The organism is Elstera sp., assembly GCF_044372965.1.
Lineage (GTDB): Bacteria > Pseudomonadota > Alphaproteobacteria > Elsterales > Elsteraceae > Elstera.
On sequence record NZ_JBILQX010000003.1, the window covers coordinates 33,482 to 52,022 of the forward strand.

An 18,541-nucleotide genomic window follows, 5' to 3' on the forward strand; every position below is an offset into this window, starting at 1 on the left:
CGGGATTTTCCTTGTCCCTACATCGCGAGCTTAAACCCTTCGGGCGGCGGATTTGCCGAGGTCCAGCGCAGCAAGGAAACATCGCCCTCAACGTCATAGAGTGTTCGCCCGACGAGGGCGTTAACGATGGTGGCACTACGCCACGCCATCAGGCTCAGTTGCGGGTCGGCGATCCCAAAGCTCTGACGCCCAACGTTCTGGGCAAAGATGCGCCGATCCGCTGGCCCGTCCCACACGACGCTGTAATCATCGCCCATCACGAAACGCTCGTCGGCGTCGAGGTGCAGGCGGCCGCGCAGGCCGTCGAGATAGGTGGGTAAGCGGACCTGATAGCCCGTCGCGAGAACAACCACATCGGCCTTCACCGCTTCGATGCCGCCGTCGAATCCGTTGCGCAGCGTCAGCCGATAGCCGGTTTCGGCGCGCTCCAATCCGGTTGCCTCGCGGAACGGCAGGAGTTCCGCATAGTCGGTGCGGCCTTCCAAATGCACCAACTCGTAAAGCCGCTGATAGAGCGCGGTGAGCGTGGAATGGGAAATGCCGTCGCTCGCAAGCTTCTGGCTGGCAACGATGCGCTCCTTCCGGTGCGCGGGCAGCGTCAGAAAGGCTTGCACGTAGCCCGGCATGAAAAATTCATTCGTGAAGGGGGCTTCATCAATCGGCGCGAAGGTTGGCCGCCGACTGATCCAGGTAATGCCGGACGGCGCGCGCGCGGGGGATTCGGTGAGAAGGCTCAGCACGATTTCCGCGCCCGACTGCCCGCCGCCAACGACCAGAACGTGACGGCCCGCCAGCGGCGGCGTGTCGAGCAAATAGCGGCCCGAGTGCAAACACTCCGGCCCCAGCATGCCGCCCGCCCAGTCGGGCGTATAGGCCACCGGCCCCGTGGCGATGGCAAGATTGCGCGCCCGCACCGGCCCGCTGTCCAGTTCAAGGTGGAACAGGTTATCGCTGCCGAACGCGACCGACTGGACGCTTTCGTTAAAGGCCAGACTCTTCAGTTGCCCCGCCACCCAGGCCATGTAATCGGCGAACTCGATGCGCAAAATCGCGCTGAATTCCGCCGAGATGAACCGATACAGCCGCTTCTTGGCGACAAGATAGGCAAGGAAACTATAGCGGCTGGTGGGATCGGCGGCGGCGACCAGATCCTTCAGCCAGCTCGTTTGCAGCGTCGTATTGGCGAGCATCATGCCGGGGTGCCACGCGAATTCAGCCCGCCGATCGAAAAAGCGAACCTTCTGATCCTGGATCGGGTCGAGCAACGCCGCGAGGCTCAGATTAAACGGGCCGATACCGATACCGGCGAGGTCGAGAGGCTGGGTCATGCGACGCCTTCCAGTGCGGGGGCAGAAACGGAGGGGGGAAGCGTGGATAGGCCCGCGCGCTCCCCGATCCACAGCGGGTTTTCGAGCGGAGAGCCGACAATCGGAACCGGGCGTTGGGCGGCATCGCTATAGCCGATGGCAAGCCGCACGCGGTTGATGCAAACGCGGTGGAGGCTCGGGGCGAAAACATCGAACAATGCAAACCGCGCCGTAAGTTCGGGATGCCGCGCCTGATAGCGCCGCAAAACCCCCGCCAAAAGGCCATAGAAGCGCGGCTCCTCGGTCAGGCCGTCGTCGCGTAAGGTTTCGGAGAGAAAGCGCAGCGTAGTGACGAAATGGCCCGTCAACAGCCCGTGGGCGACATAGAGCGCCGGTTTGCGGGGAAGCGCCGCGCGGGCGGCGGCATCCAGGCTCTCAAGCTCGGGGAAATCATCCTCCACCAAATCGAGATCGCCCTGGAAATCCTTCAAGGTCACGCCCACGGGTACGCCGTTCCGCAAGATCACGCTGATATTCTGACCGTGGGCGATAAAGCCGACGCCATAGCGCGCCAAGAAATGATAGAGCGGCACCGTGACGGCCTCGAACAGCGCCACCAGCCAAGCCTCGGGCGACAGGCCCGATTGGGCGATCCAGGCGCTCACCAGCGACCGCCCGTCGCCCGCTTTCTGCCAGAGCGCGCCCAGCATAATCACGGCTTCCCCAGCGCCCAGCGCGGGCACCGGGCTTTCGCGCCAAATCGCGCCCAACATTTCCCGATACTGATAGGGCGCGTCGGGCAGCGCCTCATAGAAGGGGTGCGGGTAGAATATCCCGGCGGGCTCGCCCTGGACTATCACCCGGCGCGGCGCGGCCAATTCGGCATCCTGCGCCACGGTTTGCTTCAACCACGCCGAAATCAGCGGGCCGACCGACAGATATTTCCCCGGAATCCCGCGCCAGGCGGAGGTATTGAGAATCGTCAGCGGTAATTTTAGGTGCATCGCCGCGGGCCGGGCGGTATTCGCCAAAGTGCGCAAGGATTGCAGCGGTTGATAGGCGTCGCCGAAGCTGCCCAAGGGCACCAGATGCCCCGAGGCAATGTCGCCACCGAAGGCCGACACGATCATCGCTTGCCACTGCCACGGGTGAACGGGCAGCGGCAGATACTCGTCTGACGACAGCCCTTTTTCCCGCAACAGCGTTGCATACCGGACCTGATCGTCTGGGGAGAGTGATTGCGCCAACAGGCTTTCAGGCGTGATGCCTGCTGCAAAAGCCCAGCGACAGCGGCTCTTGTGCGCGGCAACCCACATCAGCGGGAAACGGGTTTGAAACTCCGGCGCATAGCGCTGTAGGTCGGCCAGCCCCCAACCCAACCGCCCCTTATTGCCGGGGGCTTTCGGGTGGCCGTCGAGATGGGCTTGCAGCGTATCGCCATCGAGTGCCGTCAGCGTTTCAGCCGTTTGCCCGGCATTGGCGGCGGAAACCGCGCCATCGGCCAGCAGCGTATTCAAAAGCTCGCGCGCGTAACCCGCCAGCGCATCGGGAGCCGCCCCCAACTCCTGACGCGCGTCGAGCAAAAACGTCAGCAGATCTTCGGCAAGAACCCCGTCGCGCGTTAAGCTCGCGGGATCAATGGTCAGGCTGCTCCAGATGCCGCGCACCGCCTGGAACCGATAGGTCACGCCCGAGGCCAGCGCCAACCGCCACCATCCCGGCACATCCTCCGCAACCGGCGCAAGCGCCTCTTCGTAAGCGAATTCCCGAATGGTTTTTGCCAGCAACGCGCGGTTACGCCCGCCCCAATTCTCGGTCAGGAAGGCGGGACTCACAGGCCGACCTCGGTAAAGAACCGGCGGCGCTCGCAGACCATCAAGGCGGCGCGCTTATGGGGAAAATCGAATTCCTTCACCTTGTCGAAAGCGCAATCGGCGGCATAGCGCAGCATTTTGACGTGGCTGGCGCGCGGCTCGCCGACAACCCGGCGGGTGCGCGGGTCTTCCAGAAAAAGATAATGGGTGATGGTGCGGAACCACGCCAAGGTGCGCACGCGCCCGAGATGGGCGGCATTGCCGATCAGCGCGTGCCAGCCGTGATCGTAGGGGTCGGCGTCATAATGCGGCCCCAGCCGGTCTTCCATCGCCCAATAGGCTTCGAAATAGGCCGACGGCACGCCGTCGATTTCACCGATCAGACCATAGGCGTGGGGATCGTCCTCCAGCTTGGTCAGATAGTCGAAAAGCTCCTCTTTGGGTTTTGCCAACTCCCAGAAAAACGCGACCCGGCCCTGGTTCATCCAATCGTGAAACAGGTCAAGATCGGCGTGGCGGTCGATCACGCGCAGGCTCATCACCGCTTGAACTTGCGGGTCGAACCGTTCGTAGACGCGCCCGACCGGCTGGCGTGGCCGCAAGGGATGGCCTGCGGGGGTGAGGATTTCCGGGAAAATCGGCCGCGCTGCCGTCAGCGCCGAGCCCGACCATTGGTGAAAGCCGCGCCGGTCCACCCAGGCGTGGGGGACGCCGGTATCGGGATGGGCTGCCACGCCCTGTATGAGCCCCGCGTCGGCCCCAACCCCAAGCGTGGTCACGATATCCAAGGGCACCCAAAGGCGCAGCGCGTCGGGATGCGCATGGAAATAGCGGCGAATCGCGGCGTGTAAGCCGGCTTCGCTGTCCGGCCTTTCGGTCAGAATTGGGTGATTCGTCCCCGTCTGAACGGCGGGGGCGGGGGCGTCGAGCGTAGCGGAAAAAGTCATGGGTTAGGCCACCAGGGGATTGGGGAAATCGTGATAGAGGGTGATGGGATCGATTGCGGCACCCGCCTCGTCCAACCCGCTGAGCGCAATGAGAAAATTACCCTTCGTCGTCAGATCGGGCGCGGCCAACCCTAGGGCAAACAGCCGGTGATCGCGCCTTGGGCCTGCGGCGAGATCCTCCAAAAAGCCGCGCCAGAGCTCGAACAAAGCGGCCTCGGTGATCTGGCCCGAGCGCGCAATCGCGGCGATGGTGAGGAACACCGCATTGAGGAAGATGTAATAGGAAATGAGCTTCGCCGCCGTTTCCGACGAAAACCCCGAACAGCCGGAGGTGCCGATATCGGGAATATGCTCGGCAATCGCCGCCTCGAACTCCACCACATAGGCCGTGCCCTGGCAGTCGCGGAACATCGCCGTTGCGGGGAGATCATCGGCAAGACCGATCAGCAGATTTTGCTGATGTGCGCCGAACAGCAGGCCGAAATCGCTCGCCGCCAGCAGCACCGGGGCGATGGCAACGTCAAGGAAACGGTCGAACCACAGGCCCGCCGCCTCGGCCCAAGGCAGGCCGCGCGCGCGGCTCACGCGCCCAATCAGTTCGACAATCCAGGCGTCGCCGCCGGTTGGATGGTCCTGGCACAGCGCCGCCAACATAGCGACGGGCGCATCGGGCCGATTGATTGGGTTTTCGCGCAGCACGACCAGACTATCGGGAAGCGCCTGCCCATCGGCGGCGCGCAACATCGCGTAAACTGGCTCGCCGAGAAACCGGAACTGTGGGCTTTGGGCGCGTAAGGCCTCGCCAATCGGACTATCGAGAATGCGCTGAACCTGAATCCCCCGATCCACCTCGTCTTGCCGCAACACGCGCACGGAGTTGGTGACTTGGATGCTCAGCGAGACCTTCAGCATAAACGGGGCATGGGGTGCCCAAAGCGAGCGGACCGAGGCCGTCGGCCACCAGGGCGCGCCGTTTGCGTCCAGCACGCGGATCGCGCCCCGGTCGATTTGGGCGGCAACCTCGGGCGTTTCCCGCAGGCGCGCCCATTGCCAGGGGTGCATGGGAAGCAGCACGCGCCCCGGCTCGGCAGAGACTGCCTCCGCGTGCGCCATCGCGGTCAAAGCGCGCACGCCGAAGCCGGGCGCGGCCTCGCCGATCACGAGCGCCTCGGGCGCGACGGATAGCCAGATCAAGGGAAACGACCCGCCCAATTCGGGGGCATAGGTCTGATCCTCCCCGTGGAACGCATCGCGGGATTTGGGCGCGGGATGCACCGGATGCCCGAGCAACAACCCCTGTTCAGCGGCCAAAAATTCCGGTGGCCGCGTTAGCGCATCCGAGACTTCTGCGCCCCGTGCCGTAATAGAGGCATCAATCGCGGCACCAGCGTCCAGCGCGCGCGTGAGGAGTTTTTCCCGATGGTCGGGCGTCGCAAGATCACCGAACGCCCCCTCGCGGAGCAAACACGCCAGTCCGTCGGGCACCGAAATCGGCTGCGGGGCCGCCTGCGCCGTCACGAAACGCCACTCTGCCGCAAATGCATGCCGACCTGCGGAACTGTCGTGAACAACTGGGATTGCAAGCCAGCTCCCGCCCCCAAGCGCCAGCCGCAGGACTGCCCCCTCGCGCGTCCCAATCGCCGTTTCACGGAGTAGGGCGTTCAGCAGCCCGCCCGCGACATGGTGCAGGCCCGGATTCGGTAGGGAGGCTGACGCATTCTGCACGTCCCGCGCTCCGCCATCCGGAGCGAGCAGGGCGGTATCCTGGCGCATCTCAAATCTCTCTGGTGTTTCGGTGATAAAGAATGCTATTCAGAATCATTCGCATTTGCAAGGCGTTTCTACAGCGCGATATGCTGCCATATGGAAAATGAGACGCAGGGGGCGATCAATTTGCCTAAAATTTTATATCATCTTGCTGCGGGCTCTCTTTTGGTTGGATTGGGGCAGGGGGCTCAATTCGCTCTACTGCCGCTGGTTGTTGGGCTGACCCACTTATCTCCCGCCACTATCGGCTTTATCGTCGGCCTCAGCACCCTCATGGGCATTCTAGGCGCGCTTCTGTGGGGACGTATCGCTGATTCCTATGGGCCGAAGCGCGCCGCGCTCTGGGCGATGGCGGTCTATGGTCTTGCTCAAATCGGCCTCCTTCTCAGCTTGATTGCGGCCCGTGACGAGGTGCTGGCCGGGGCGGGATTGGCCGGGGCGATTCTCGCCGGGCGTTTGCTCCATGGGCTTTCGGTTGCTGGGATTCATCCGGTTCTGCAAAGTTGGGCCAGCCGCCTGACCGGAGCCGCCGACCGGCTGCGCGGGCTCGCGCGCCTCTCGGCGGGGCTCAACATCGGGCGTTTGATCGGCCCGGCCCTCGCGGCGGCGGCGATTTGGCACCCGCTATTGCCGTTCATCCTTATCGCCTTTCTCGCCCTTCCAGGGCTGCTCGTGCTCGCGGCGTTGCCATCGGTGAAAGCGGTTCCGATCGACAGCCCGGCCGCGCCTTTAGCCTGCCGCCCGCGCGGCTTTGACTGGAGCCCCGTTTCAGGGTTTCTGCTCACACTGATGGTCGGCCAGATCTACGGCATTCTTGGCCTTTACCTGCAGGCCGTAGCCTCGCTCAGCGACGGTGACGCCACGGCGGTGATGGGGGGCATTCTGAGTGCCGCCGCGCTTGCGGGTTTGGGTGTTCAGATTTTGATTATTCCCCGCCTAAACTTGGATGCGAAGCGCCATCACGGCCCCATCGCCGCCTTTTCTTCAATCTTCATCGTCATCCTGGGCGCGCTTGCACCGATCTTGGCCGAGGGCATTGGTGGCGGCATCGTGAGCGCCTGCCTGCTCAGTGTCGGCGCGACCTTACTCGCCGCTTTGATGACGGCGCGCGTCAGCCTGCGGGCCGCCTTAGGCCGTCTCGGGCGCGCCGCAGGCCGTCAGAGCGCCGCGCAGACTGCCGGTTATGCGGCAGGCGCGGCCCTGGGCGGCTTTCTGTTCCAACTTCTCCCGACGGCCCCCTTCTGGTGTGCCGCAGTTGTAGGGCTTTTTCTGCTGGCCTCCGAGCATATGGATCAACGCGGCGACCTCAAAGATGCCGCCGGTGTATGAGCGGGCCGCCCACCGATGCGCTTTTCCGGGGTATCCAGGAAGGGGTTTTCTTCCCACGTTTTTACCCCAAGTTTCATTCCCAGAAGATTACCGTGTCGAACCTGGCGATGGTGCGTAGGGGCGACGCGCGCTAAGGGGAAGTAGACACCTATGCACGATATATCAGCGTCCATCGCGTCTATAATCTCAAGGTTTAGCCGATGACCGCGCCCCTATCTCGGTGGTTATTTGGGATGCTGGTCGCAGTGGTCAGCTTGGCTGTGCTCGGGTCTAACCCCGCAGAGGCTTCCGAGGATGCGGCCTGGGATGCGCTCCGGCAGGGCGGCATTGTGCTTTTCCGCCACGCCAACGCGCCCGGCGGGGGCGACCCGGCCGGAATGCGCCTCGACGATTGCACCACTCAGCGCAACCTTGATGACGCGGGCGTTGCGCAGTCGCGCCGCATTGGCGACGCTTTCCGATCGCGTGCCATAGAGGTCGGCGCGGTGCTGACCTCGCAATGGTGCCGGGCCCGTGACACTGCCGAATTGGCGTTTCCGGGGCGAAAGCGCGATGAAACCGCCTTCAATTCCTTCTTCGGCGACGCCTCCAAAGGCCCCGCGCAGACCGCCGCCGCTCGCCGCATTCTCGCGGATTGGCGCGGGCCGGGCGCGCTTGTGGTCGCGACGCATCAGGTCAACATTACGGCGTTGACGGGCATTTCGCCGCTATCCGGAGAAGGGGTTGTTGTTACGGTCGAAAACGGAACGATCAGCGTCGTTGGAAGCATCAGGCCTTAACGTCCCCCAAAACGCAGAAAACCCCGCATTTCTGCGGGGTTTCTGAAGAATTGGTGCCCAGAAGAAGACTCGAACTTCCACGCCTTGCGGCACAGGTACCTGAAACCTGCGCGTCTACCAATTCCGCCATCTGGGCGCCGTGGGGGAGTTTCTATAAACCTTGGGCCCCGCTGTCAACTGAGTGTCATCAAATAATTCGTCAGGCTTGCGTATCAACCGGCTTTTGTGAGGGTGACGCCCCGAGCCGAAAGCCGCGCCCAGGCCGCCGCAAGCGAGCCGTTAAGGTCGATCGCGCGGCAGGCGTCTTGGAACACACGCACGCGGAAGCCTTGGCGGGCGGCATCCTCGGCGCTCCAGGCCACGCAGAAATCGGTTGCAAGGCCAACGCAATCGACGAACCGCACCTCTCGGTCGCGCAGATAGGCCCCGAGGCCGGTTACGGTTCCGTCGGCCTCGGCGAAGGCGGAGTAGCTATCGATGGCAGCGCGGAAACCCTTGCGCAGGATCAGCGCAGCGTGAGGAATATCAAGGTCCGGATGAAATTCGGCACCGGGCGTCCCCTGGACGCAATGGTCCGGCCAGAGGGTTTGCAGCCCGTAGCGGAAATCTACCTCCTCGAACGGCACGCGGCCTGGGTGCTGGCTGGCGAAGGATTGATGCTGCGGTGGGTGCCAATCTTGCGTCAGCACGACCAGATCATAATTCCGCGCTAGCCGATTGATCGGGCCAACCACGCCATCACCATCGGGCACCGCCAGCGCGCCGCCCTTACAGAAATCCCGTTGAACGTCCGTTACCAGCAGAACGCGGCCAGCGTGATCCATAATTATTGCCCCAAGCCTAAAACATCGACCATCGAATAGCGCCCCGGCGCGCGCCCGGCGCACCATTGGGCGGCGCGTACGGCCCCGACGGCATAGATATCACGGCTTTGCGCTTTATGCGTTAGCTCGATCCGCTCGCCTTGCCCGGCGAAAACGACCGTATGGTCGCCGATCACGTCCCCGCCGCGCAAAGTTGCAAAGCCAATATCCCCGACCGGGCGCGGCCCGGTATAACCATCACGGCTGCGCACGGCGTGATCGGCAAGATCAATCCCGCGCCCGCGCGCCGCCGCTTCCCCCAGGGCAAGGGCGGTGCCGGACGGCGCATCGACCTTATGGCGGTGGTGCATCTCGACAATCTCGATATCCCAATCGGCCTCCAAGCTGCGGGCCACCCGCTCGACAAGTTCGGTGAGGAGGACGACGCCGAGGCTCATATTCGGCGCTTTTAAGATGGGAACCGACAGGGCGGCGACCGCGAGCGCTTCTTCCGCCGCCTCATCGAGCCCGGTGGTGCCGAGGATCAGCGCGGTTTGATGCTGGGCGGCAAGGTTGGCGTGCAGCGGCGTTGCGGCGGGCGAAGTGAAATCGATCACCGCGTCCGAGGCGGCGAATAGCGCGTTCGTATCGGTGGTCACGGCAACGCCGAGCGGCCCCAGGCCTGCCAGCAACCCGGCATCTTGCCCGACGGCTGCCGCGCCGTCGCGGTCAGTCACGCCCGCTAAGGTAGCCCCCTCGGTGCGGGCAACCTGCCGGATCAGCATTTGCCCCATGCGCCCGCCACCGCCAACAATACCGATCTTCATCAGGCTCTCCCATTCCTCCCGCGTTACGACGGATAGAGGGGGCGCAGTCTCTTCCCCTGTCAAGACCTCTCGCCCTTCTGGCAGCACCGCGTTAGGCTGCACGCGCCCTAGTGTATTTCCGAGGTGTTTACCGTGCGTAAAGATCGTTCCGCTCCCGTTGGTACTGTTACTCCATTGTGGCTGGAGTCGCGCGCTCTCCAGGCCAATTTAACCGGCGAGGAGACGCGGCGGCGGATCGATCTCTATTTGCCGAATGGGCATACCGGGGCGGGATTGCCGCTGCTGGTCGATCTGGTCGGTTTCACGGCGGGCGGCCCGGCGCATACCAATTGGAAGAACCACGGCGAAAGCCTGCCGGAGCGCTTGGATCGGCTCATCCATTCTGGCGCAATGCCGCCGGTCGCCGTGGCCTTTCCCGATTGCTTCACCCGGCTCGGCGGCAATCAATATGTGGACACGCCCGTTCTTGGGGCGTGGGAGCAGTTTTTGATTGCCGAAATGCTGCCTTTTCTGGAGGACCAGTTTGGCTGCGGCGGCCCTGGCAAGCGCGGCGTGTTCGGCAAATCCAGTGGGGGCTATGGCGCGATTTATCACGCGCTGAAACACGGCGGCAGCGTGTGGAGTGCGGCGGCCTGCCATTCGGGCGATATGGGGTTCGAGCTCATGTATCGGCACGAATTCCCCGCCGTGTTGCGGACCTTGGGCAAATACGGCGGCAGTATTTCGGCGTTCTTGGAGCATTTCCACACGACGCTCAAAACCCGCGACGAGGATTGGATGACGATCATGCTGCTGGCCCAAGCCGCCAGCTTCGATCCCGACCCATCCGCGCCCTGGGGCCTCCGGTTGCCGGTCGATCCTTACACCTGCGAGCTTATCCCGGAGCGGTGGGCCAATTGGCTCGCCTATGATCCGCTCACCCTCGCGCCGAAGCATTTGGCCAATTTGCGGGCGCTGAAAAGCCTGTTCATCGATTGCGGCGACGTGGATCAATATAATCTTCTCTACGGCGCGCGGCGCATGCACCAGTTTCTAACGGCGAATGCGGTGCCGCACGCGTATCAGGAGTTTCCCGATAACCATTCTGGTATCGATTACCGGATGGATGTGAGCCTGCCGATTTTGGCGAAGGCGTTGGTGGGGTAGGCGCGACTTGACGGAGAGACACGATGGGAATTCACGATCTTTGGCTTTTTCTGCTCGCTGGGGCGCTGCTGAACATTACGCCGGGGCCGGATATGGCCTTTATTGTCGCCCGAAGCACACAGTATGGGCCGCGCGCGGGGATCGCGGCGGCGCTTGGAATCGGCGTGGGCACCTTTGTTCACATCACCGCCGCTGCCGTTGGGATTTCGGCGCTGATTCTGGCGTCGGCCTGGGCTTTCACGTTGGTGAAATGGGTTGGCGCGGCCTACCTTGTGTATATCGGCCTGCAAACCTTGTGGGCGAGCTTTAAGCCGGTCGCGTCGGTCGCCCAACCCACGGCAGCGTCGAGCGCAAGTTTGCGTCAAATCTTTTTCCAAGGGGTTTTGACCAATGCCATGAACCCCAAGGTCGCCATCTTCTTTCTGGCCTTTCTGCCCCAGTTCGTCGCGGCGGACGCCCCGTCGAAAGCGGCGGCCTTTGTAACCTTGGGTTTGATTTTTGATGCGGTCGGCACGGTCTGGAATATTGCCGTTGCTTGCGCGGCGGGTTGGCTCGCAACCCGGGCTCCGTCGCAGCGCCTCAAGCTTTGGTTGGAACGGGGGATCGGCGCGCTCTTCGTTGGCGTTGGGGTTAAACTCGCGCTCACCAACCGGCCCTAAACCGGCCTAACGCCCCTTAAGCAAACACACCACTTGCGGCGCGAGCAGATTCGGGAAGCGCGCCGCCCAGGCCGGAATCGGGTCGCCTGCCGAGGTCAGCGCCCGCATCCGTTCGATTGTCAAATCCAGATCAGCGGCGAGGGTTTGGAAATCCTGCACGGTGCAGAGGTGAATATTGGGCGTATCGTACCAAGCATACGGCAGGTCGGGCGTATTCGGCATATGCCCGCCCGCCATTAAAGCCCAGCGCACGCGCCAATGGCCGAAGTTGGGGAAGGAGACGATCACCCGCCGCCCGATCCGCGCCAGATGCGACAGCACCGCGCGCGGGGCGCGGGTGGCTTGCAGCGTTTGGCTGAGAATGGCGTAATCGAAACTGCCTGCCGGATAGTCGGCAAGGTCGGTATCCGCATCGCCCTGGATCACGGAAAGCCCGCGCGCAACACACCCATTCACCCCGGCTTGCGAGAGTTCAATGCCGCGCCCGTCCACCTGTTTGGTGCGGGCGAGGTAATCGAGCAGGCTGCCGTCGTCGCAGCCAATATCGAGCACGCGGGTGCCGGGGTCGATCATCTCGGCAATGGCGAGCAGGTCGCGGCGAATCATTGGCTCAGCCCCCGCAGGCGGGCGCAGCCCTGGATGAAGCCGCCTAAGACGGCGAACATCTCCGGCTCGTCCAGTAAGAAGGCATCGTGCCCCCGGTCGGTCTCGATTTCGCAGAAGGAAACGTTCGCGGCAACCGCGTTCAAAGCATGCACCAGCGCCCGGCTTTCCGAGGTGGGAAACAGCCAGTCGGAGGAGAAAGACAGAACGCAAAAGCGCGTTTTACTGCCCGCAAAAGCCTTTGGCAGCGAGCCGAACTCGGCGGCGAGATCGAAATAATCCATCGCGCGGGTGATATAAAGGTAGGAATTGGCATCGAACCGATCCACAAACGCCGCGCCCTGGTAGCGCAAATAGCTTTCTACCTGAAAATCGGCATCGAACCCGAAGGTGACGGCGGCGCGGTCTTGCAACGTGCGCCCGAATTTCCGGTGTAAGGCCGGTTCCGACAGATAGGTGATATGGGCCGCCATCCGGGCGACCGACAGGCCGCGCGCGGGCACACAACCCGCGTCGGGATAGTCGCCATTGCGCCAATCGGGATCGGCCATGATTGCCTGCCGCCCGACCTCGTGAAAGGCAATATTCTGCGCCGAATGCCGGTAAGAGGTGGCGATGGGCACGGCGGCAAACACCCGCTCGGGGTAATGGGCCGCCCAAGACAACACCTGCATGCCGCCCATGGACCCGCCGACGACGGCGAACAGCGTATCGATGCCGAAATGATCGATCAGCCGCGCCTGGGCGCGCACCATATCGTTGATGGTGATGACCGGGAAATGGATCGCATAGGGCTTGCCGGTCGCAGGGTCATTTTCCAGCGGCCCGGTGGAGCCCATGCACCCCCCCAGCACATTCGAGCAGATGATGAAATAATGGGCCGGGTCGATCACCTTGCCGGGGCCAATCAGCAGGTTCCACCAGCCTTCGCGCCCGGTAATTGGGTGCTTTTCGGCGACATATTGATCGCCGGTGAGCGCGTGGCAAATGAGAATCGCATTGCTGCGCTCGGCGTTCAGCGTGCCATAGGTGGTGACGGCGAGGCTGAAGGGCGCAAGGCTCTGGCCGCTATCCAGCGGCAAGGGCGCGTCGAACTTAATCACCTGCCGGGTGGCGGCGGGCGTGGGGGAAAGATTGGCGGTAGTCATAACGGGCGGTTGCCACTCCCAAAGGACCGACGCTAACGTTAGCGCCGTCCGATTACTCGGAACCAAGCCCGCATAGGACGCGATTGCGGGGGCGCGCGTCAATGCCTGTTTTATATCTCGACCCAAGATGTCATCCTGCATCGCTTGCCCCTTCCGTGATGGCTGCGGGCGCGCTACGTTCCTGCCAGAAGTGTATTTGTTGGGTTCCTGCTGGAACTCTGTGATGTAAGTGAGACTAGGATGACCGACGCTGGCGATAGCACCCCTCCCGTCCCGACCGAGGCGACCCCGCAACGGTTGCTGGCCTTCCGTGAGGAAATCGATCAGATCGATACGCAGCTCCATGATCTGTTGATGCGTCGGGCCGAGGTTGTGACCGAGGTTGGCGCTTGGAAGCGCGGGCAGAATGCCATTGTGCTACGCCCGGCGCGCGAAGCTGAAATTTTCCGCCGTCTCGCTGCCCGGCATCAAGGGCCGTTGGCGTTCGGGGCGATTGCCCGCATCTGGCGCGAGATCATCGGCGATATGACGATGATGGAAGGCAAATTTACCATCGCCGTCTATTTGCCCGAAGGCGATGGCGTCTATTGGGATTTGGCGCGCGACCATTTTGGCGTGCTGCCGGCGCTGATGGTGCATCTTTCGGCTGGATCGGTTTTGCGCGCGGTATCGGACGATACCTCCACGCTGGGCGTACTGCCCTGGCCCCAGGAAGGCGACCCGGACCCGTGGTGGCAGTATTTGCAGCGGGCGGACGATAAGTCGCCGCGCATCGTGGCGCGTTTGCCCGCCTATGGTCCTGCGAATGGCCCCTCGGCGCTCGTCATTGCGCGCGCGCCGATGGAAGCCTCGGGCGATGACCGCAGCTTCATCGTCGTCGAAACCTTGAAGGAAATCAGCCGCACGCGGCTGTTGTCGCGTGCGGGGGCCGCCGGGTTCACGGTCGATTGGATCACCGATCAACTCGATAAACCGGGCCTGCCGGGGCTGCATTTGATCGAGGTTGAAGGCTTCGTGACCGAGAGCGATCCACGCCTCCACGCGCTCCACCGGGACAACCCGGAAGAAATCGGCCAGCCCCGCATCATTGGCGGATACCCTGTGCCGTTGCGGCGCAAATAGCCTCCCTTCATTTTGACTAGAAAAGTTACTCCCATGAGCAAGGCACCCGTTCCGCGCCCTGGTATTCTGGATATCGCCATCTATGTGAGCGGCGCAAACCAGGTCGGGGCGACCACGACGCTGAAACAGCTTTCCTCCAACGAAGGCGCGCTGGGGCCAAGCCCGGCGGCGGTCGCTGCCCTGCGCGACATGGCGGGCGAAATGCACCGCTACCCCGATGGCGGCAGCACGGCCTTGCGCGAAGCCTTGGCGAAGAAGCACGGGCTTGATGCCAGCCGCATCGTCTGCGGGGCCGGGTCGGACGAGCTTATCGCCCTGCTGCTGAAATCCTACGCCGGGCCGGGCGATGAGGTGCTGTATAGCCAACACGGCTTCCTCATGTACCCGATTGGCGCAAAGACCGTGGGGGCAACTCCCGTCGCCGCCCCCGAAACCGCCCTGCGCACCGATGTGGATGCCATGCTGGCGGCGGTGACGCCGCGCACCCGCGTCGTGTTCGTCGCCAATCCCAATAATCCCACCGGCTCCTACCTGCCGCCGGACGAAATCGCGCGCCTGCACGCGGGGCTGCCTGCCGAAACCCTGCTGATCATCGACGCGGCCTATGCCGAATATGCGGAAGGCCGCAATGATTACACGGCGGGGATCGAGCTGGTCGAAGCGCATCCGAATGTCGTGATGCTGCGGACCTTCTCGAAGATTTATGCGCTGGCCGCTTTGCGTTTGGGTTGGGCCTATTGTTCGGCTCCGGTCGCGGATGTGCTGAACCGGGTGCGTGGGCCGTTCAATGTGAGCTTGTCGGCGCAAATCGCCGGGCTGGCTGCCGTGCAGGATGGCGATTTCCTCGCCCGCTCCCGCGCCCATAACGAAGCGTGGCTGCCGTGGTTGACGGAAAAGCTCGCCGGCCTGGGCCTTGCGGTCGCCCCCAGCGCTGGGAATTTCGTGTTGGTGCGCTTCCCTGAAACCCCCGGCAAAACTGCGCCCGAGGCGTGGGACTATCTCGCCCAGCGCGGTGTGTTGATCCGCAAGATGGCTTCCTACGGGTTGCCGCACTCCTTGCGCATTTCGGTGGGGCCGGAAGAGGAGCTTCAGGAGGCCGTGCGCCTGCTGACTGAGTTTCTGGCGGCATGAGCGTAGCGCCCTTCAACCGGGTGCTGATCGTTGGGATCGGCCTGATCGGCAGTTCCTTGGCGCTGGCGTTTCGCAAAGCCGGGCTCGCCACGCAGATCGTTGCGCTCGACCATACGCCGGACCATGTGGCCGAAGCCTTGCGCCTCGGTTTGGTCGATGCGGCGGGCGATGATCCGGCCCTGGCAACGGGGGCCGATCTCGTTATCCTCTGCGTGCCCGTGGGCGCATGCGGCAAGGTTGCGGCTAAGCTCGCGCCCTTCCTTGCCCCCGGCGTCATTCTGACCGACGTAGGCTCGGTCAAGCAGGCGGTGGTCCGCGATGTGGCCCCGGTTTTGCCGGAGGGGGTGCAGTTCATCCCCGGCCATCCGATTGCGGGCACCGAACATTCCGGCCCCAGCGCCGGGTTTGCCGAACTCTTCGAGGGGCGTCACTGCATTCTGACGCCAACCGAAACCGCCGATCCGGTAGCGGTCGCGCGCCTGCAAGCCGCGTGGGAGGCAATCGGTAGCCTGGTTACGATTATGAGCGCCGAGCATCACGACCGGGTGCTGGCGATTACCTCGCACCTGCCGCATCTCATCGCCTATACGATCGTCGGCACCGCGACCGATCTTGAAGAGCATATGCAGCAGGAAGTGATCAAATATTCCGCAGGCGGCTTTCGCGATTTCACCCGGATTGCCGCCTCGGACCCGATCATGTGGCGCGATGTGTTTCTGAATAACCGCGAGGCGGTGCTTGAAATGCTCGGGCGGCTGCACGAGGACCTAGGCCTGCTCGCCCGCGCCATCCGCATCGGCGACGGCGCAACCCTGGAAGAGAAATTCACCCACACGCGCGCGATCCGGCGCGGCATTATCGCGGCAAAACAGGCTTAGGATGGCTTGATATTTCTCCGAAAGCGGCGTAGCTTGCGCTCATTGTTCACTTTTTGTTTCGGAGAGTGTTATGAGCCTGAATGCCTATCTCACCTTCGGCGGCACCTGTCGGGACGCCATGAATTTTTATGCCGAGTGCCTCGGGGTCGAACTTGAGATGATCTCGACCTTCGCAGGCACCCCCGCCGAAACTTACGTGCCGCCGGAGTGGCGCGATAAAATCATGCATGCCTCCTTGCGGTATGGCGGCGTTGCGCTGATGGCGTCGGATGGTATGGGGCCGGGGGATGTGACCCATGGCGGCTTCAGCGTTTCGGTGCAGGCAACCTCGATTGAGGAGGCCGAACGGCTATTTGCCGCCTTGGGCGCGGGCGGCGCGGTGACGATGCCGCTGGAAGAAACCTTTTGGGCCATCCGCTTCGGCACGCTTATCGATCAGTTCGGCGTTCCGTGGATGGTGAATCTCGATCGTCCGATGTAGCGCTTGGCGGAGTGCGGGGGGCGCTCGGTCCAGCCTCCCGCGCCGCATCGAGCCAGCGTCGAAACTCTGCAAGCTTTGGCACGAGATCGTTGAAAAAGGCATTGCCGAAGGTTTCGGTCATGGTAGCCATATCCGGCCCGAGGGCGGCAATCGCCGCCTCCCGCGCCGCGCGCCCGGCGTCGGTCAGATAAACCCGCTTGCCGCGTCCATCTTGCGGGTCGGGAGTGATGGTGACGAGGTTTTTTTCCGCGAGTTTTCGAACCACTTCCCCCATGCTGGCTTTCGTCACCTGAAGCGCGCTCGCCATCCGCACCAAACTGCGCCCATCGCCCATCCGTACGAGATGATTGAGCGCGGTGAATTGGGCGAGGCTCATGTCTAACGGCATCACCTGTTCAAACCGCCGCCCGGCCAGTTGGGCAATAATCCCAATCTCGTTGAGCAGTTGAAAGGCGGGCGGCGGGGGATTGGGCATTAGAAAGCCATCGAAAGTTTCGGCCCGGCGGCGATCAGCGTCGCAGGATCACGCCGGGGGGCGGGAGAGACCGTGGGACCATAGCCGATCCGGGCGATCATCTGCACCCGTTCTGGCGCTTTACTGCCGAGTTCGGCCAGCAAGCGCTGCTGCGCGCCCGCCATTTCAGGATATTCCTGCAAAAGCTGGCTCATTGGGTGCAGGGCGAGACCCGCTTGCGTTACGCTGAGGGCGAGGCGTTGATAGGCCCGCCCGGCGGCGATTTGATCCTCGCGGCGGTTGGCCGGCGTGGTCAGCCAAATCAGCGCCGGGGTGCCGTCGGTCATCGCTTTATAAAGGTCGAGCCCGGTTTGAAAACCGCTGCTGGTGGGGTCGGCCAGGGCTTCGCGCGTGATGATCCCAGTGCGGGCGAGCACTTCGATCATACCGCCGCCGATATCGATGCCGTCGCGGTGTTGGGCGATTTCCTTCGACCCAATCCGCATCAGCTTGACGCTTTCCAGAAACGTGCGCGGCAGGCGGGTTTCGATCTCCATACCCTCATAGAGCAGCCCGCGCAGCCGGGCCACGCGGTCGGCGGCGGCGGTGGCCTCCACGCGCACGTCGGCGGTGCTGAGCGCGGTGAGGGCGCGCAACTGACCGTCGCTAGGCGGGCGCTTGGCATCGAACGGCTCCTTTACACTGCGGCGCAGGGTAATTGCGGCGGCCAGCGGATCGGCGGAGCCGCCCGCGCTCAAGCGAATATCGGCAACCGGGCGATGATCGACCCCATCGGCGCTAAAACTGCCCTGCGGGAATAGGCTCACCTCGGCCCGATACCCGGCAAGACCGGCCCCGAGCACCAGGGTTTCCAGAAAACAGCCCTGACCGATCACGATCTGGCGGCTGAACGGATCGGTCTCCGGCAACAGGCGGCTGCGGTCGACAAAGAGGCGCATTTGATCCTCGCCAACCAACTCGATCAGCCAGGATTGCAGATTATGCGGATTGGGGGCGAGGGCGGCGTAGGACAGCGCCCGTTCGCGCGGATCGCGGCCCTGTCCTGCTGCGCGCCATGGGGCGATAGCCACGGCGGGGACATTGGGGATTAGACTAATGCCCACGCCGCCAGCAACGGCGGCCGTGCTGAGGGCGGCAAAGCCCCCCAGAGTCCATTTCAGAAAGCGGCGACGGTTGGTCGGGGCCATGAGGTGCTCCATTAGTAAGGGTCCATACCAGTAGTATGGCTCCTTACTACATGTTGCTGTCAAGCGATCTTTTGGCAGGGGCCAAATTCGCAAGATTTATCAAAGCCGCTTATGCTTCTCTCAATCGCAAGAGGAGGA

General features: G+C 63.2%; 18 protein-coding genes and 1 tRNA gene. 8 read left to right on the forward strand and 11 right to left on the reverse strand.

Translation table 11 applies throughout. From position 1 onward, the window contains the following. Positions 1 to 17 precede the first annotated feature (17 nt). Genes ACIQ36_RS00985 through ACIQ36_RS01000 form a run of 4 tightly spaced genes read right to left on the reverse strand, consistent with a single transcriptional unit; the run spans position 18 to position 5,841 of the window. On the reverse strand, positions 18 to 1,328 hold the full coding sequence (locus ACIQ36_RS00985) for a lysine N(6)-hydroxylase/L-ornithine N(5)-oxygenase family protein (protein WP_395824482.1): 1,311 nt from the start codon (positions 1,326 to 1,328) through the stop codon (positions 18 to 20). After that, complete coding sequence (locus tag ACIQ36_RS00990; protein ID WP_395824485.1) at positions 1,325 to 3,142, reverse strand: IucA/IucC family protein; 1,818 nt, start codon at positions 3,140 to 3,142, stop codon at positions 1,325 to 1,327. The genes ACIQ36_RS00985 and ACIQ36_RS00990 overlap by 4 nt, the downstream gene beginning before the upstream one ends. After that, positions 3,139 to 4,068: a GNAT family N-acetyltransferase gene (locus ACIQ36_RS00995; RefSeq protein ID WP_395824487.1), complete on the reverse strand. Its 930-nt coding sequence runs from the start codon at positions 4,066 to 4,068 to the stop codon at positions 3,139 to 3,141. The genes ACIQ36_RS00990 and ACIQ36_RS00995 overlap by 4 nt, the downstream gene beginning before the upstream one ends. Positions 4,069 to 4,071: 3 nt before the next feature. Next, complete coding sequence (locus ACIQ36_RS01000) at positions 4,072 to 5,841, reverse strand: IucA/IucC family protein (protein ID WP_395824490.1); 1,770 nt, start codon at positions 5,839 to 5,841, stop codon at positions 4,072 to 4,074. Positions 5,842 to 5,961: 120 nt separating this feature from the next. Here ACIQ36_RS01000 and ACIQ36_RS01005 point away from each other — a divergent pair, with 120 nt between their 5' ends. Both ACIQ36_RS01005 and ACIQ36_RS01010 read left to right on the forward strand, forming a co-directional pair. After that, positions 5,962 to 7,164 carry an MFS transporter gene (locus tag ACIQ36_RS01005; RefSeq protein WP_395824493.1) on the forward strand — a complete coding sequence of 401 codons (1,203 nt, stop codon included), beginning with the start codon at positions 5,962 to 5,964 and terminating at the stop codon, positions 7,162 to 7,164. A 233-nt stretch (positions 7,165 to 7,397) separates the two neighbouring features. Next, positions 7,398 to 7,943, forward strand: coding sequence for a histidine phosphatase family protein (locus tag ACIQ36_RS01010; RefSeq protein ID WP_395824496.1), 546 nt, complete (start codon positions 7,398 to 7,400; stop codon positions 7,941 to 7,943). Between the two features lie 51 nt (positions 7,944 to 7,994). Here ACIQ36_RS01010 and ACIQ36_RS01015 read toward each other — a convergent pair. From ACIQ36_RS01015 to dapB, 3 genes are all read right to left on the reverse strand, one after another. Continuing rightward, a tRNA-Leu gene (locus tag ACIQ36_RS01015) sits at positions 7,995 to 8,079 on the reverse strand. Positions 8,080 to 8,155: 76 nt separating this feature from the next. Further along, positions 8,156 to 8,767, reverse strand: coding sequence for a bifunctional nicotinamidase/pyrazinamidase (gene pncA, locus ACIQ36_RS01020; protein ID WP_395824499.1), 612 nt, complete (start codon positions 8,765 to 8,767; stop codon positions 8,156 to 8,158). A 2-nt stretch (positions 8,768 to 8,769) separates the two neighbouring features. After that, positions 8,770 to 9,573, reverse strand: a complete 804-nt coding sequence (gene dapB, locus ACIQ36_RS01025) for a 4-hydroxy-tetrahydrodipicolinate reductase (RefSeq protein ID WP_395824502.1) — start codon at positions 9,571 to 9,573, stop codon at positions 8,770 to 8,772. A 132-nt stretch (positions 9,574 to 9,705) separates the two neighbouring features. Here dapB and ACIQ36_RS01030 point away from each other — a divergent pair, with 132 nt between their 5' ends. Together ACIQ36_RS01030 and ACIQ36_RS01035 are read left to right on the forward strand one after the other, a co-directional pair. Then, positions 9,706 to 10,719: an alpha/beta hydrolase gene (locus ACIQ36_RS01030; protein WP_395824505.1), complete on the forward strand. Its 1,014-nt coding sequence runs from the start codon at positions 9,706 to 9,708 to the stop codon at positions 10,717 to 10,719. Positions 10,720 to 10,742: 23 nt separating this feature from the next. Further along, the gene (locus tag ACIQ36_RS01035) at positions 10,743 to 11,378 is read left to right on the forward strand and encodes a LysE family translocator (RefSeq protein WP_395824508.1); all 636 of its coding nucleotides are present in this window, start codon (positions 10,743 to 10,745) and stop codon (positions 11,376 to 11,378) included. Positions 11,379 to 11,384: 6 nt separating this feature from the next. Here ACIQ36_RS01035 and metW read toward each other — a convergent pair whose 3' ends face one another. Both metW and ACIQ36_RS01045 read right to left on the reverse strand, forming a co-directional pair. Continuing rightward, positions 11,385 to 11,984 carry a methionine biosynthesis protein MetW gene (gene metW / locus ACIQ36_RS01040; protein ID WP_395824510.1) on the reverse strand — a complete coding sequence of 200 codons (600 nt, stop codon included), beginning with the start codon at positions 11,982 to 11,984 and terminating at the stop codon, positions 11,385 to 11,387. Further along, positions 11,981 to 13,129: a homoserine O-acetyltransferase gene (locus ACIQ36_RS01045; RefSeq protein WP_395824513.1), complete on the reverse strand. Its 1,149-nt coding sequence runs from the start codon at positions 13,127 to 13,129 to the stop codon at positions 11,981 to 11,983. Before ACIQ36_RS01045 ends, metW begins: the two co-directional genes overlap by 4 nt. Before the next feature lie 240 nt (positions 13,130 to 13,369). Between ACIQ36_RS01045 and pheA the strand changes: the two genes are divergently transcribed. From pheA to ACIQ36_RS01065, 4 genes are all read left to right on the forward strand, one after another. After that, positions 13,370 to 14,251, forward strand: coding sequence for a chorismate mutase (gene pheA, locus ACIQ36_RS01050; RefSeq protein WP_395824517.1), 882 nt, complete (start codon positions 13,370 to 13,372; stop codon positions 14,249 to 14,251). A gap of 33 nt (positions 14,252 to 14,284) precedes the next feature. Further along, entirely contained in the window at positions 14,285 to 15,382 is a 1,098-nt protein-coding gene (hisC, locus tag ACIQ36_RS01055) for a histidinol-phosphate transaminase (protein ID WP_395824520.1), read from the forward strand. Next, a complete protein-coding gene (locus ACIQ36_RS01060; protein ID WP_395824523.1) occupies positions 15,379 to 16,260 on the forward strand; it encodes a prephenate/arogenate dehydrogenase family protein in 882 nt (293 codons plus the stop codon). Before hisC ends, ACIQ36_RS01060 begins: the two co-directional genes overlap by 4 nt. A 70-nt stretch (positions 16,261 to 16,330) precedes the next feature. Beyond that, positions 16,331 to 16,741, forward strand: coding sequence for a VOC family protein (locus ACIQ36_RS01065; protein ID WP_395824526.1), 411 nt, complete (start codon positions 16,331 to 16,333; stop codon positions 16,739 to 16,741). Here the strand turns inward: ACIQ36_RS01065 and ACIQ36_RS01070 are convergent. Continuing rightward, positions 16,689 to 17,216, reverse strand: a complete 528-nt coding sequence (locus tag ACIQ36_RS01070) for a MarR family winged helix-turn-helix transcriptional regulator (protein WP_395824529.1) — start codon at positions 17,214 to 17,216, stop codon at positions 16,689 to 16,691. The genes ACIQ36_RS01065 and ACIQ36_RS01070 overlap by 53 nt on opposite strands. Next, entirely contained in the window at positions 17,216 to 18,403 is a 1,188-nt protein-coding gene (locus tag ACIQ36_RS01075) for an Acg family FMN-binding oxidoreductase (RefSeq protein WP_395824532.1), read from the reverse strand. The genes ACIQ36_RS01070 and ACIQ36_RS01075 overlap by 1 nt, the downstream gene beginning before the upstream one ends. Positions 18,404 to 18,541: the final 138 nt, after the last annotated feature.